This is a genomic window from Mucilaginibacter pankratovii, assembly GCF_014773265.1.
GTDB lineage: Bacteria > Bacteroidota > Bacteroidia > Sphingobacteriales > Sphingobacteriaceae > Mucilaginibacter > Mucilaginibacter pankratovii.
Genome location: NZ_JACWMY010000011.1, coordinates 75166 through 91730 on the forward strand (window position 1 = coordinate 75166; position 16565 = coordinate 91730).

Here is a 16565-nt window from a genome sequence, read left to right on the forward strand (position 1 = left end):
GCGTTTCGACGGCCAGTTCTATGTGAGATTGCGATCAGGCTCCAACCTATGATAAATGGTCGGGGTTTCAGTGAAACTGATGATCAATCTAACATTATTGTTCACTTAAGAAAAACGGATCTCTTCTGTCCTATTTATTTCGATGTTATATATATGTGTGTAATTTCTTCGGCGGATAATGCTTCTTTAAATACCATCGCCTTACTGATATAGCCATGGTATACCCTTTCTGACGGGAATTCTTCATTCCGGCCAAGGGTCCATTTGTTTTTGTTGGAAAGATCCGCAGGTTCATCTGTTACCGCCGTGCCTTTTAAAACACCATCAATGTAAACATATAAAGTTTTACCGTTACATACGCCGGCAATATGGTGCCATTCATTCCGCCAGTTTGCGGGCAATGGTACCGTACAATCGCCACGCCCCCAGCCGCCGGCAAAAAAAGTGAGTGTTTTACCATCGTTAACTTGTAGCACATGGCTATCCCCCTTGGTAAATATGTCTACCAATCCGCTTTCGCCGCTTGTTGGTTTAACCCAGGCCATCATTGTTATCGTCTTATCCATCACATCCAGCGCGGGGGAATTTGGCACTTCTACATAGGTATTGTTGCCAAATAGTACAGCGGTATCGCTTTCAGGCAATCTACTCATAGCCGGTAAAAGCATCCCGTTGTTGCCAAAGCCCGATTTGTCTTGTATATTCTTAGAAGCTGTGTTTTTACCCGGCAAAATATCAAGCAAGAGCGATTCAGGAGCATCGCTATAAACTTTAAAACGGATTGTTACGCTATCTATCCGCAGTTGTTGGAAACCGGTATCGTGTACCGTAAACTCATGGTTGATTAGCTTTTTTTCACCTGGAAAAAGGGTTATTTTATCCGTAAATAACACTGCTTTGCCTAACATCACCGGGATATTAAAGGTCTGTGTAACACCGCCGATATTTTGAATGATGTAGCTTACCTTTTGTTCAACGTTCACTTTAACCATGGCGAGTGCTGTTAAACTGCTTATCGCGTAAGCATGGCTTGCGGCTACATCAGGCTGTTTAACCTTAACCAAAACAGTTGGAAGCTGATCAACCTGTAAGCTGGCGTTACCGATTGCAAACAACCTTATTTGGATAGAATCTGTGAGTTTCTGCCCAGTCTTTAGTAAACAGTTTTTAAATGCATAAGCCTGCCCGTTAACAGATACGGTTACTTTTTTAGTGCCCATGCTACCAGTGTTCAGCAGCGTAAACTTAACCATTAGCGGCTGGTTAGGCAAAACTGTATTGTTACTTACCTTGTAATTCAATAACTCAAAAAACGGGGCACCCCTGGTTTCTGATAATATCTGTGGTTTTTTGTTAATGGGCCAGTTACTTGCATGGCTGCCCATAGTAAAATTGATATTACCGCCGTTAATCAGCGTAGCGTGTGGTAATACCAATTGCTGCCATGGTTTACCGTTAACTTTTACCATCTGTACATAATCACTGTTGGATGCATTGTCGGCTTTTATAATAAGGTTTTTCCTGTTGGGCAGGTGGAGGATTACCTTATCAAAAATTGGGGCGCCAATGGCATAATATGGCCTGCCCGGGCAAACCGGGTAAATACCCAAGGCACTAAAAACATACCAGCTGGATGTAGAACCGAGGTCATCGTTGCCGGGCAATCCGCCTGGTGTGGCACTAAACCTGTTCAGCATAAATTGCCTGCACCATTTTTGTGTTAAAGCCGGATAACCCGCCTGGTTAAACAAATAGGGTAAATGAAATACGGTTTCGTTATCAAATAAGATAATGTTATTGGTTAAAGCCGAATCTAACCGGGCTGTAAAAGCCTTTGCGCCACCGTTCAGGTTGATCAGGTCCTGGGTGTTTTGGGGAACAAAATAAGAGTAAACCCATTTATCGCCCTCTTTATAACCAGACATGCCCGGTTCTATTTTCCAATGGTTACCATTACGGGGAAGCATAAACAATGCATCTTTATTAAACAAATTGCGGTAATTGTATCCCATTTTTAGTAACCGGGCGTAATCAGATGGCAGGCTCATCGTTTTGCCGGCAAATTGTGCCAGAGCCCAGTCGTCATAAGCGTACTCAACCGTACGGGTTACCGATTCTGACCGGGTAAAAGGAAGATACCCCATCTGATTATATTGCTCCAAATCCGGCTGCATAAAGGGAGGCTCTATAACGCTCTTTTTCATGGCGGTGTAAGCCAACTGCTTATCAAAGCCGTTTATGCCTTTCAAATAGCTGTCAACAATAATGGGGATGGCATGGTTACCCGTCATAGATTCTGTTGGCAGATGCCCCGTTTGCTTATAAATATCCAGCATAGACAAGATAACATCATTTTGTTTATCCGGATAAAGCAAAGTTAAAAGCGGATGCAGCGAACGAAAGGTATCCCAGGGCGAGAAACCACCGTATTGGTTATTACCGCTTTTTTGGTGTACCAATCCGTCTGCACCTTTATAACGGCCATCAACATCATCAATTACCCAGGGGATTAAGAGCGAATGGTATAATGCGGTGTAAAAGCTGGTTTTATGCTGCGTATTTTTATCAGCTACATCCGCAACAGCCAATACTTTCATCCAGTTATTTCGAGTGCGTTGGCGAATCTCATCAAAATTTAAACTGCCAATTTCCCGGTCGATATTTTTTTGTGCACCCTCCAAGCTGATAGAAGATGTACTCATCTTCATTACAATTACTTTAAGGTTTGGTTTAAAGGTGAACAGCCAGCCGCCTTTTACCTGTTTTTTATCTTGATATGCCTCGCTGAAATTGGTAACGGTATTGCGGTTTGATGCCCGCACTACACTTTTGGATGGCGTGCTCATCTCACCGGCATCGCCAATAAAGAGCTGCGGTGCCTGGCCATCTGTAAAAGTAAAACGGAACAATCCTGCCCTTGCGGTAACTGTAGCTTCTGCCGTGGTATGGTTATCATTAAAAGTTACTTTATAATAACCAGGCGTAGCTGTTTCCTCCTGATGTGAAAAATGCCTGCTGCTTTTGCCGGCTTCAAAAAGCCCCTCAACAGCTACCGGCATAACCCAAAACCGCCCTGCAGATCCTTCCGGAAAACCGCTCATGTGCCCAAAGCAGCTAAAATAGTAAATCGCGCTATCGGCATAGTCATACCCTTTTGCCCCGGTAACACGGGTTTCGGGACTTAGCTGCAGCGCGCCGGATGGTGCAACCGCACCGGGATAAGTGCCGCCGTTGTTTCCCCATTTGGTAATTACATTGCTTTTAGTTGTACCTATCAGCGGGTTTACATATTGCAGGTGATTGCCTTGCTGGGCATCAGCATTAAAAAACCACATTAAAGTAGCTGTAATAATAAACAGTACACGTGCAGCAAATAATTTTAGCATGTTTTTTGGATAACGCTGTTATATTTCAACGTAAATTTTCTTCTTATCCATAGCATAGGCTACCAGCCAGCAAAGCAGCATGTAGCAAATGGCAAATACCAGCGTACCCAAAGCACCGGGGAACAAGTGCTGATAAAACACCCGGTTGATCCATTCGTAAAAGCTTACCCCTGGTGCTACCCAAATCAGCTGTAGTGTGGTTAACAACAACTCTGATAAAAGGTAAATGGCCAGTGAGTTTTTACCGAATGTAAGGAAGAAACCGGCACCCCGTTTTATCTTTTCTATCTCAATTACATACACCAACAAGCCCAATATACACAGGTCTATACCGATGGTTAGGAGGGTAAAAGAGCTGGTCCATAATTTTTTTGCTATCGGGAAAAACTGCCCCCAAAATAAAGCTAATACAATAAGCAAGGTCCCGCAAATAAATAGCCTGGCAACTGTTTCGTAGTTTTTACCTTTCCGCTGGATAAATGCCCCCGCCAGGTAGCCGCCTATCACATTTACAATGCCGGTGAGCGTGCTTAGCAGCCCTTCGGGATCAAATGCTATCGGGCCGCCTTTGTCATGGTATAAATGCTCGTTCCCCATGATCAGGATATCCAGCCGCGTGCCTGCATTGCCAAGCATGCTATAGATATTACCCGGTTCACCAAATTGAATTAAAAATACCCAATAGCCTATTAATAGTAAAATGGCTATGATCACCGCCGTTTTTTTGGAACCGTAATGTACAATAAGCGCCCCGAAAAAATAGCAAAGCGCAATCCGCTGCAAAACACCCATGATACGTGTATGGCCTAAAGCATTAAACTCCCAGCCTGCATTAACACGGTGAAAGAATGGAAACCAGTACATGAGGTAACCCAGCAGGAATATAATAACAGTTCGTTTCAGGATCTTGCCGATAAAGGCCGCATCAGTTTCCAGTTTCTTTTTAGAGAAGCTTAAGGCGTTGCCAACGGCAAATAAAAATGAAGGGAATACCAGGTCTGTTGGGGTGAAACCAAACCATGCGGCATGGTCCAGCGGGGCCCAAACCGTAGCACCTGAACCAGGCGCATTTACAATGATCATAAAACAAATGGTAATACCGCGGAACACATCAAGCGCGGTAAATCGTTCTGCAGCTATAGCCATGCTTATATAATGTATTATTTAATTTCTGACGATAATTGATATTCAACCCTGCCTGCAGTCGGCTCGGCAATTACCTGCACAGCTGTTGGTTGTTTGCCGTCCTCATCATAAATCACCAGCTGGTTGCTGCCTTTGTTTAACCAGCACTCGGGTATATACAGCCCGGTAACTGCAATCTTTTCGGGATAGCGGCCCAAGTTGTGCCCGTTCACCCATATCGAGCCATGCCCCATGTTTTTTGGATCAACCCGCCATATAAAAGTTTGCCCCGCAACCAGGTTGGCAATAAACGCCGAGCGATAAAAGCATGGTCCGGTAGCAGTCCGCGATTGGGTACTTAATTTTTGCCAACCGATTGTTTGATTAAGGTTGCCGGGGCCGCCCTGCATTGCCCAACCGGTTACAGTAGCTGCATTGCCAATAGTATTTAAACTAACCGGCTGGTCAATACCGCCTTCGTTAGAATAGTTCTCTATAAAAAGTGTTATCCTGATAGGTTGCTTTAGCACAGCAGCATCGCTAATGGTTATCTCAAAGGGGATATTCCAGCCTTCGTGGTGTTTAACTTGTTGGCCGTTTACAAATACGGTTGCATTTTCATCAACGCTTTTAAATGACAGTGTTACTTTAGATGCACCTGTTGCAGGCTTTGGTATAAGTGTAGTAAACCAACCAAAACCTTGTTTTAAGTTAAATGCGTCGGCACCCATTTTATACTTTTTAAACGATACCGTATCAAACTGCGGCGGTCCATTTTTAAGTGCATCGCGGTTTGCCGCCTTCTCAAAATACCAATTGTTAATATTGCTGAGGTATGGGCCGCCTTTTTTTAGGTAGACGGTACCGTAAATCCCCTTCCTGTCCACATTGTTTAGTGGGCCTACGTACGCTGCCAGTTTATCGCGGCCGTCATGGGCAGTAAATACAGCCAGCTTATGCCTGCCTTTTTTAAGGTGGAGGGTAATTTCGCCGGCACTCAGTTGCCACATAGCTATTTGCTTACCATCTATGTATGCTTGCGCCCTGCCGCCGCCTTTTACCTGCAAAGTGTACTTGCCAGTTGTTGGGATGTTTAAGGTGGTGCGGTACCAGGCATCAGCCGTGATATCACCATCGGCACCCATTTGTAGCGGGAGTTTGGTTTTAAGCCAGCCTGTTGTGTTTGCGATTTTACCGGCAGCATGTGCCCCCGTTTTGTATTCCCATTTACTTAAGGCCAAACTTGCAGGTTGTTGTATGCCGGAGCTATTGTTTTTATTTAGTAAGATAACTTCCTTAGCGGTATAAAGCCAGGTATCAGCTGCTACTTGCCGGGTTAAGGGTTGTTCTGTTGTTATACTAATGCTTTTATCTTTTATAACTATATCCCCGGTGTAAGCAGCACCACTAATAATATAATTTTGCCCCTTGTTATCTGCTATCCAGGTACGATCTGTCTGGCTGCGGCTCATTACCAAAATGCGAATGGTATGGTCGCCGGTTTTAAAGCTATATTCTGATGGTTTATTACTTACCGGCGCAAGCCCTGTTAAACTTACCTGGTTACCATTAACTTTTAACAGCCATGATTGGGTAACTGCTGTAACATTCCCTTTGGTTAAAAACTGTAATGACAAGGGGCTGCCCGGTTCTGCATCAGCAATCAGGGTAGTGGTTTTATCCTGCTTTACAATAGCGAAGATGCGGGTATACGCCCAATTGAGCATTACATACGGCGTAATATTAAAGTGATGCACCACCGGATAGACCTCACCAGGTGCTAACAACAAGGTGCCGTCCATCCCTTGCAGCTTAGCAGTTAACGCTTTTTTACCTGGGTTATCAATAAAAACAATATCGCCATCCGGGCTTTTGCGTGCAGTTATTTTCAAAGCGGTATCGGTAATTAAATTGCGGTACGTGGTACTATCATTTGTGCTGTTTTCCAGCACATCCTGAAAACTGCGGGCAAACCATGCTGCACGTTTAAAGGCATGATAAATAGGCCGTATATCACCCGCCTGCCCAATTGCCGCGCCATAATCATATGAGGCGGCGTCTTCATCATTATTGGTGTAACCAAAGTTGGTGCCGCCATGTGCCATGTAATAATTGTACCCGTTACCGCCATTGGCGATGATCTTCCAGGTGCGGCGGTCGTATAGTGAATCGTCGCCGGCTTTGGCGCCATATTGTGAATACCAAACACTCCAAAACTCGGTAGAGAACCAGGGATTGGGTCTTTTAGGATCATTAAAATTACCATTTATGGCCGGGTCGCTGGCATGATGCAAACCGCTAAAAAAGTAGGGCACCTGTAAACCCATATCCAGCGCCTTGGTTTGCAGATGTTTAAAATAGGCATCTGGCGTCACGGTTCCCCAGCCGTTGTTATGTTCGTTCTCTAATTGCACCAATATCACCGGGCCGCCTTTATTGATCTGCTTCTTAAACACGATAGGCAAAAGATGATCAAAAAAACGATCTACATACTTTTCAAAAGGTGCGTTATGCTCCCGTACCCGCAGGCCGGGTTTAAATTTTAACCATATCGGGTAACCACCGCTATCCCATTCGGCACAATAATAGGGGCCAACACGTACTATAGCGTATAACCCCAATTTATTTGTTATATCCAGAAAAGCACCCAGGTCACGGTCGCCGGTAAAGTCAAATTTACCTTCCTGCGCTTCGTGAAAATTCCAGATGGTGTAGATCTCTATGCAATTGAAGCCGGCGCGTTTAATGCGCAAAAGCCTGTCATACCATAATCTATGCGGTACACGGGCATATTCCAGCCCTGCCGACACGATAAAGGTGCGTTTACCGTTCACCAGGAAACCCTTACTGTCAAAATCTATAAACGGTTTGGCAGCAGCAGATGCCGCAAATATATGATCATTTATGGCCTGGCTAAAAACGGGCTTGCTATTAATGACCGATAAGACTATTGCAAGAATCAGATACAGACGTTTGCTCATCCTTTATTAATAATTAGCTTGTTGCGCAAGGGTACCATATTTAACAAACATCTTTTTAGATGTTGCTACCTCGTTGCCTGTGGCAACGTCGACGTAAGCATTATTGTGGGTGTTTACCCATTGCCATTCCCAGTTTTTCACCTGCTTGTCAAAGCTTTTGGCATCAAACGACACACCTGATGCTAAGGCTTTATCCATTTGGGTAAAATACATTGCCCAGCGTTGTTTGTAATAGCCTTTAATTAAACCAGACCATTGCCTGTTAGAATATTCACTTAAGCCGCTTTCCTTATCGCCCCATAGGGTAACCAGGTTACGGGCATTCAATTCATACAAATTCTTCTCCCGGGCAGTGATGCCATTGGCACGAGCTTCGTTTATCCACTTGCCCAATAAAAAATCTTTACGGGTAGCCAACAGCGCATCCATATCATCCATCAGCTGTAAAAAATCGGTACTGTATTTTTCAAAGGCAACACGGTCTTTTTTATTAACAGCAGCCGCCATTTGCTGTTGCAGTGGTGTGGCATAATTGGCCAGCACCTGGCGGGTTACATCTACCAGGTCATATTTAAAACCGTCGCTTTCGTTCAGGCTATCCGCAGCCTGTATCAAATGCCCCCAGGCGGTTAACAGTTCTTTAGGGTCATAATTTAGTTTGGTTAAAACGCGGTCTATCGTTTTCTTTAAAGTTGGGCGCGCTATAATGATCGATTCGGGGCCGCCTTCGGTAAGGCCGCCGCTATAAACGGTATTCAGTAAAATATGCCAGGCCTCATTTGCTTGCTGGTTTACGCTGCCATAGCGCCTGTGTGCATAATCTTTTAGCCAGGCATCGGCATCTATCGGTGTATCACGCCAAACGTTTTCCAGCATCAGGGCAAAAAGGGTAGGGTTTTGCTCTATCCCTTCGGGTGTGATACCGATACCGCGCATGTTGTTAGATTCGGGGTCGTGCAGGGCAATGGCCGGGTCCGCGGCTACATGTCGCATACGGCCAAATAAACTGATGTTCCCGCCAAAGTTTTGCAGCATGCTCCAGATCCAGGGTTTGCCGTAATAGGCATCAGTGCGGTTCCAAACCGGGTGGGCATCGCTGTACAGATCAAGCACGATCATCTGCTCGTTAGGTACAGCGTTAAGCAAAGCTTTTATCTGTTGCGGCTGCCAAAATTTATTGTTGTAATGGAACATCCATCCCTGCATTACCCAAACCGCTTGCGGGTCGGCAGCGGCCATGGAGTTAAATACTTTTTTGCTCATCCCATCCAGGTAGGTAGAATCATTAGTGGGCGGCACATTCTCATTAAAGGTATCTGCAGAGTACAGATGGTCGGTGCCAAACTCTTTGGTTTGCGCCTCGATATATTTTTTTCCGATGGTTTCAAACATCGGGTCATCGGGGTCAAGAATATAAACATCCGGGAAACCTGCATCCCAGTTGGTCTTTTTAACTTTAGCCGCAGGGAACTTGTCTTTAAACGATGGCGGCACATGCCCGGTAAAAGATGACAATACCGGTTTCATCCCGAATGAACGCTCGCGCTCCAGTATCTGCTTTTGCAGCGCCTTATGGCTATCCATCCAATGCTGCGGCAGCGGGCCGCCCCAGGCATCAATGTTACCCATCCAAAACCACGAGAAATAAGCCGGGCCGCTAAAAAACTCGTCCAGCTGTTTATTGCTGAATCCCATGCTTTTGTATACATCCTGCCAAACGGCTTCTTCGCCTGTGATAGCCAAAGGCATGTTTATGCCATTCAGGGCCATCCAGTCAATTTCTTTTTGCCAGCGCTCCCAATCCCACCATGACATGGAGTAATTAAACGTGCAATAATTAAGGTAATAGCGGTATTGGTATGGCGTGCTTTTATGGATGATGCCTGTAACCTGTGGCAGGCTTGCCGGTATTTTCACATCCGTATTCCAGCTGATCTCTACCAGGCAATAATTTTTAAGATAGTAATTTAATGCCGACGCAATTGATAGGCCGTTGTTGCCACGTAATACAATTTTACCATTGCGGCCGGCCAGTTCAAATACATCCTTACCGTTTTGCTGCGGAATGCTTTCTATGATAAAAGCATCAGCCTTACCGCCGGGTATCACCCTGTTTATAAATGCTCTTGATGCCTGCTCATCAACCTGTGCGGCGGCTTTTAAGCTTATTGTTATCCCTATAAAAACAAATAACCACTTTCTCATTAATCAGTACTTTGTTAATAACAAAGCCGGTAACCTGTATAAGCTATTGGTAATAGTTTTATAACAGGTTGCCGGCTTATTGTAATTCTATGTTAGAAATTAGGGTTTTGAACCAAAACGCCTTTACTCTTATCTATCTCTACCTGTGGGATAGGGAAGTAATAATTTTTGGGGCGTACAAATGTTATCGTTTTATTTTGGTCTATCGGTGCCTTTGAAACCGACAGGTTATAAATAGCAGCAATATCAATAATTTTGGCTTTGTCCCAACGCATCAGGTCCTGGTGGCGCTGGTCTTCACCGGCCAGTTCAACGCGGCGTTCGTGGATCAATTCCTTCATACCTGCACCAACAACCGGTGGTAAAGCAGTCGAGGCACGGCGTCTGATCTGATTGATGATCGCATCACCCGCACCTGCTCCCTGCGTACGGATCAGCGCCTCGGCAACCAGTAGATAAATGTCTGCCGAGCGCATTAACGGCACAGCAAAGGTATGATCTACACCGCCGCCGGCAGCAGCCGTATTAAACACTGCATACTTTTTAAAGGCAAAGCCGGTTGCCGATAGGTCTGCCGTAAAAGTGGTTAAACCATTACCATCACCTAAATCCACCTGGTCACCAACAGTTAATAAAGTAGCTTGCTTGCGCGGGTCATTGGCCTCAAACTCGTTGGATAAACCTTGCAGTGGCTGGCTGAAGCCATAACCTCCCCAGGCCCTTGGTATGTAATAAATTGTAAAATCGTTTTGCACCACATTTTGTACCGCCTGTATAGAAAACAGCAATTCGGTGCTGCTTTCGTTAGCGCGGGTAAAGTTATCCCGGTAATTGGCCGCCAGTGCGTAGTTGCTGTTGGCAATAACTTTTTGGCCGGTTGCAATAGCCTGCGGCAATTTTTCCCAGTACATATACAGCTTGGTAAGCAAGCCCAAAGCGGTGCCCTTGCTTACACGGCCACGATCTGCACTGCCATAGCTTTCCGGTAAAAGGTCTACCGCTTTTAACAGGTCTGCTTCTATTTGCTTACGTACTTCTTCGATAGATGATTTTGGAACGTTAAAGTTTTGCTTGCTGTAATCCTCATCTGTAATGATGGGCACATCGCCATGGATAACCATTAAACGCCAGTAACCAAAAGCGCGTAAAAAATAAGCTTCGCCCATGCTGCGGTTTTTAACAGCCTCAGATATTGCGGTGATTTTTGGGATATTAATGATACAGTTGGTAGAACGGTTGATCTCTTCATAACGCCATTTCCATGGATAACGGATAGCCGCGTTTGATGCATCATAGGTTAAGTTTTCAATCCCCTCATCTTCACCGTGGTCGCCAGAGCGCCAGTAGTCATCAGATGGGGTATCAAACGTAGTTTCGGCATGGCCTATATAATCTTCTTCTTCTAATAAGCTGTAGATACCCGATACTGCGTTAACAGCATCTTTTTCATTTCTGAAATAGTTATCTGAGGTGTAAACACCCTGTTGCTCCAGATCAAGTGCTTTTTTACATGCGCTGTTAAATAACGCAAGGGCAATGATTGTATATATGATTTTTTTCGATCTCATGATTTTATAATTTAACTGTTAAACCGAATGTGATTGTCCTTACAGCAGGATATTGCGCTACATCAACTCCACGCTGTACGTTACCGTTTGTATAACCCAGCTCTGGTGTATAACCTTTGTAATTAGTGATCATAAACACATTCTGGCTGGATGCATAAAGCCTTACGCTGTTTAGCGAAGCTTTTTTGCTCCACGCTAAGGGAAGCGTGTAACCAAGTGTTACGTTTTTAAGGCTGAAATAATTACCGCTTTCCACAAATAAATCTGACGTGCGGTAGTTATCGTTAGAGCGGTCTAAAGACATCCGCGGAATGGTATTACTTGTACCCTGGCCCGTCCATCTGTTTAAAGTTTCGGCATACATATTAAATGGATAGGTTGGGTCGATGCCCTGCATCCTATCGGCATTGTATAAACTTACACCAAATACGCCGGTGAAATTCGCAGCCAGGTCAAAACCTTTGTAAGATACGCTACCCTGTAAACCTACAACCGCATTAGGGTTTGGGTTGCCCAGGATGGCGCGGTCGTTCCCATCGATCAAGCCGTCGCCGTTCAGGTCGAGAAAGCGCACATCGCCGGGTTTGATGTTCCCTTTACGGGAATCATTTGTTAGAGCAGGATCGCTATCAATTTCTGCCTGGGTTTGGTATAAACCGTTGGTTTTCCAGCCGTAAAAAGATGCTATCGGCTGCCCCTGATAAGTGCGGGAGATTTCCTGGCTTGACCTGCCGTAAACCGTTGAGCCTACAAACGTGCCTTCGCCATTAAGCCTGGTTACCTTGTTTTTAATAAATGATGCATTTGCACCTACCGAATACCGCACTTTATCGCCGCCCTGGTAATTCAGTTCTACCTCAACGCCTTTGTTATTCATGGCACCGATATTTTGCGTAGGGATAGTAACCGAACCTGCTGAGCCAACTACAGGCGGGGCTATCAGCATGTCTTTTGTGTTTTTATTAAACCAGGTTATGGTTGTGTTTAACTTGTTATTTAAAAAACCTGCCTCTAAGCTGATGTTGGTCATTGCCGTTCTTTCCCAGGCAATATCCGGATTGGCAATTGTGGTAACTGCTGCACCACTTACGCCTGTGCCACCAAATGCATAGCCACCATTCTGGTAGGTAGAACCGGTTTTAATTAAGCTTAAATATTGGTAAGGCGGAACGCTTTGGTTGCCCAATTCACCATAACCGCCTGTTAATTTAAGGTTGCTTATCCAGGTGATATCTTTGATGAATTGTTCGTTGGACAATCTCCACCCTAACGAAAACGCCGGGAAGTAACCCCATTGATTCCCTTTTGCAAACCTGGACGAGCCATCTGCACGGAAGGTTACTGTTGCCAGGAAGCGGCTGTCGAAATCATAAAATAACCTGGCAAAACCTGATTGTAAAGCAGAAGGCTGAGGCTGTATACTGGAGTTGAACTGCGCATTACCTGTGCCCAGTACTCTTTGTGCCGGATCAGTATCATCATAACCTATGCGGCTTGCACTAAAGCCGTAATCTTTAAAATTCTGGTAAGAATACCCCCCTGTGAAAGTTATATGGCTTTTGCCAAATACTTTATCATAGGTAAGAAAAGCTTCCAGCAGTTGCGATGAGATCTCTTCTTCTGTTTGTGTTAATACAGACGCCGGGTTTTGCCTTACCTGGTTTGCATCGGCGATATTGAAATTATACCCCCGATTTAAGGTGCCATCAAACGCATAGTTAACACGTAATTTTAATTCCTTAACAAAGCTTACCTCGGCGAAGGCATTAGCCAAAGCGCGGTACTTTTTATTGTATCTGTCTGCCTGCTGTATGGTAGAGTAAGGGCTGTTAATATCGCCTAATTCAGAGTTAGCTTTAGCAGTTCCGTAGGTGCCGTCGTCATTTATCAGCGGTATAGCCGGGTTAAAACGCAGGGCCGAAAAGATTAAGCCTGTTTGTGAGTTATTGTTATCAAAGCCATTTGTTTCTGCATAAGACAACTGAATATTTTCGCCCAGTTTAAACCAGGGTTTAATTTTATGCTCGGAATTGATGCGCGTACTTACCCGTTTAAATTCCGATTTATCAATAGTACCTTTCTCGTTATAAATAGAGGTAGAGAGATAGTAATTAGAAACCTCGTTGCCGCCCTGTATGCTTACATCGCCATTAGTAACATGGCCCGTACCCAAAATGGCGTGCTGCCAGTCGGTACGTTGCGTGGCGTAATAATTGTTATTCCATAAATCATTAATAGCAACACCATCGTTTGTATAACGTTCCCGTTTTAAGGTGTATAGGTCGGGTGCGGTTAGCAGGGGGAGGTATTTGGTGGTATTAGAGAAACCGTTGTAAAAATTAACCGTAGTGTTTAGTTTTTGGTTGTAGCTGCCTTTTTTAGTAGTTACCAATACCACACCGTTTGCGGCACGGGTACCATAAATAGCCGCGGATGATGCATCCTTTAATATATCTACTGAAGCAATATCATTCGGGTTAACATCGTTCAGTGCATCGGGGTTGCTGGTTGGCACGCCATCAATAACAATTAGCGGGTTGGCATCATTTAAGGTACCGGTACCACGGATACGTATGCTTGGCGCAGCACCCGGCGAACCATCATTACGTACAATATTTACACCGCTTGCCCGGCCTTCTAACGCCTGTGCGGCCGAGCTTACCGGCAGGTTCTGAAAATCGCTGCCTTTAACACTGGCAACAGAACCGGTAATATCAATTTTTTTACTGGTACCATAACCTACTACCACAACTTCTTTAAGTGAGGATGGTAGTTCTTCCATAGTGATGGTTATAGGCTCGCTGCCGGTTATTGTAACCAGTTTTTTTACATAGCCTATATAAGTTAGTTCCAGTACGCCATTATCGGGTGCGTTCAGGGTAAAGTTACCGTTAACATCGGTGGTGATACCAATGGTAGTTCCCTGAATCTTAACGCTTACGCCAATCAGCGGCTGGCCGGCCTTATCTACCACTTTCCCTTTAACAATGATCTGACTATTGGCTTCATCCTGCGAGGTGATAATCACTACATTGTTTTCGGCCAGTTTGTATGAAAGCTTGTTATCCATCAGTACAGCCAGTATCTGGCTTATTGTGGCTTCTTTTACATTCAGATCAACCTTGCCCAGTTTTTTTACTGATGCGTAGTTGTAGAAAAAGCGATAATCGCTTTGTTTTTGGATTTTGGTAAGAATATTGCTTACATCGGTCTGCTTAATGGTAAGCGAAAATTTTTGCTGCGAATACACCTTTGCAGATACCTGCATGCATGTAACCAGAATAAGAAAAAATACCGCTTTCATTAGCAAAATTACTTTAAGGCATACAGGAACACCGTGACATGAAAATGCCCTTCTTGTTTTTTTCATTACATTTGTTTTGAAAATTAATGGATAGAGTAAGTGCTCTTAAACTCCTTACTCTTAATAATAAATCCCAGAATTTTTGAGGGGAAGAGCGCCAACTCTTCCCTTGCTTGTTCTATATGGATCGATCAGGAATCTGGTAAGTAATTGTTTTTCTGCATACGTTTAGTTTAATTTAAATAGTGTATAGTGTTTATTTGTTTAACCGGCTTATATAAACCGTATTATCGGCTACCTTTGATTGAAAAGAGGTGATCTGTTTTAGAATGAACAATGCACTCTCCAGGTTCTCGTCCTGAAGTACACCACTTAGCTGTTCTTTTTTAAGCGCTTCATCCTCAAATACAAATCGTACTTTGTATTTGCGTTCCATACTTACAGCAACATCTTCAAATTCCGTGTTGGTGAAAACCAATTTATTTTCCAGCCAGGCGTTTTCCTGGTATTCATCATTATCTACTACCGGCAGTACCGATAGCTCGTACTTTAACTTAGCCACCTCTTTATGCGCGTTAGGTATATGGTTTGCGGGTGCGGCATCGTTTAGTACGGTAAGTTTTTCGCGCGGGGCTAAAACTATTTTCCTGTCGGGGTCGCCCGTTAGTTCAATTTGTACTTTGCCTTTAAACAGCGTTGCTTCGGCTTTTTTATCATGTTTATAAGCTCTCACATTAAACACTGTTCCTAATACCTTTACAGTAAGGCCTGCTGTATGTACTAAAAAAGGCTTTTGGGCATCTTTAGTTACCTCAAAAAAGCCTTCCCCATCAAGCGTAACTTCGCGGCGGGTGCCGGTAAAAGTTGCGGGATACCCGAAATGGCTGCCGGCATTCAACCTTACCTTAGAGCCGTCGGGAAGCGTAAGTTTGACCATTTGTCCGTAAGGCACATCTATTTTTAGATTAACAGCTGCCAATAACGTGTTACCTTTATTTACTGTACGGCTATAAAATGTTATACTTAAAACACCTATTACCAATATAGCCGCTGCCCCTGCAACCCATTTAAGGTATCTGCGAATAGGTATAATCTTTTTGTCGTTGTGCTGTGGGGTATTTTCGGTGTTTTTGATATTTACCCACAGTGCATCAAGTTTTGTGTTAATATCTTCATCCTGTAAGTTTGCATCAGACGGGGATGAACCGGTTTTAAGCGCATAGGTAACATCATGCATTTTTTTTAAATGCGGATGCTCTTCTAAAAAACATTCCAGTTCTTTTAGTTCTTCTGCACTGGCAGACTTGTCCAGGCATTTAGCCATCAACTCAATAAACCTTGATTTTCCCATGGTTGGTCATTCTATCTGTAAGGACACACAACCGTTGGGTTTTTCCTAAAAGATTTATAAATAAATTTTAATAGCTGCCGGGCGGTGCTATTTTATGGTGCTCTCCAGCTTTTTGAGGGCTATCGCTAATTGGGCAAAAACGGTTTTAGGCGATAGCTCAAGTATCTGTGCAACTTCGTTGCAGGAGAGGCCATCCTCTTTTACCATCTTAAATATCAACTTGCATTTTGTGGGTAAACCATCTACCGCACGCAGTATGTTGCTGTGAAGTTGCTTGGATATGAGCAATTGAGAAGGATCAGGAGTAAGCTGAAAATAATAGGCATCGCTTACATATTCTTCATTCAGTTTTCTTGAATTTTGGCTGCGGATATTATTTAGGCATGCATTTTTAATCGCCACATATAAATAAACTTGTACATTTTTAATCACGGGCAATTTATGGCGCCCTATCCAAATCTTCAGGAAAACATCCTGCAAAATTTCTTCGGCGGGCTCTTTCTCGCCTAAAAATGAGTATGCATACTGATACAATTTAAGATATTGCTCCCGGTATAATTCATTTAAGGCCGATTCATCGCCGTTATGTTGTATCCGATGTAATAACTCCGCTATTCCCAATTGATTCTATTTTGAACTACATTT

8 protein-coding genes are annotated in these 16565 nt (G+C 44.0%); all 8 read right to left on the minus strand.

What is annotated here, in order from left to right; translation table 11 throughout:
• Positions 1–134: 134 nt before the first annotated feature.
• The 8 genes from IDJ77_RS20055 to IDJ77_RS20090 all read right to left on the minus strand — a co-directional run bounded on the left by IDJ77_RS20055 (position 135) and on the right by IDJ77_RS20090 (position 16541).
• Complete coding sequence (locus IDJ77_RS20055) at positions 135–3386, minus strand: GH92 family glycosyl hydrolase (RefSeq protein WP_191190774.1); 3252 nt, start codon at positions 3384–3386, stop codon at positions 135–137.
• Between the two features lie 18 nt (positions 3387–3404).
• Positions 3405–4532, minus strand: coding sequence for an acyltransferase family protein (locus tag IDJ77_RS20060; RefSeq protein WP_191190775.1), 1128 nt, complete (start codon positions 4530–4532; stop codon positions 3405–3407).
• A gap of 14 nt (positions 4533–4546) precedes the next feature.
• The gene (locus IDJ77_RS20065) at positions 4547–7492 is read right to left on the minus strand and encodes a beta-galactosidase (RefSeq protein ID WP_191190776.1); all 2946 of its coding nucleotides are present in this window, start codon (positions 7490–7492) and stop codon (positions 4547–4549) included.
• Positions 7493–7498: 6 nt separating this feature from the next.
• Positions 7499–9697: an alpha-N-acetylglucosaminidase gene (locus tag IDJ77_RS20070; protein ID WP_191190777.1), complete on the minus strand. Its 2199-nt coding sequence runs from the start codon at positions 9695–9697 to the stop codon at positions 7499–7501.
• 92 nt (positions 9698–9789) lie between these two features.
• Entirely contained in the window at positions 9790–11265 is a 1476-nt protein-coding gene (locus IDJ77_RS20075; protein WP_191190778.1) for a RagB/SusD family nutrient uptake outer membrane protein, read from the minus strand.
• A 4-nt stretch (positions 11266–11269) separates the two neighbouring features.
• A complete protein-coding gene (locus tag IDJ77_RS20080; protein ID WP_191190779.1) occupies positions 11270–14569 on the minus strand; it encodes a TonB-dependent receptor in 3300 nt (1099 codons plus the stop codon).
• Between the two features lie 256 nt (positions 14570–14825).
• A complete protein-coding gene (locus IDJ77_RS20085) occupies positions 14826–15920 on the minus strand; it encodes a FecR family protein (RefSeq protein ID WP_191190780.1) in 1095 nt (364 codons plus the stop codon).
• A gap of 87 nt (positions 15921–16007) precedes the next feature.
• Positions 16008–16541, minus strand: a complete 534-nt coding sequence (locus IDJ77_RS20090; protein WP_224751170.1) for an RNA polymerase sigma-70 factor — start codon at positions 16539–16541, stop codon at positions 16008–16010.
• Between the last annotated feature and the right edge of the window lie 24 nt (positions 16542–16565).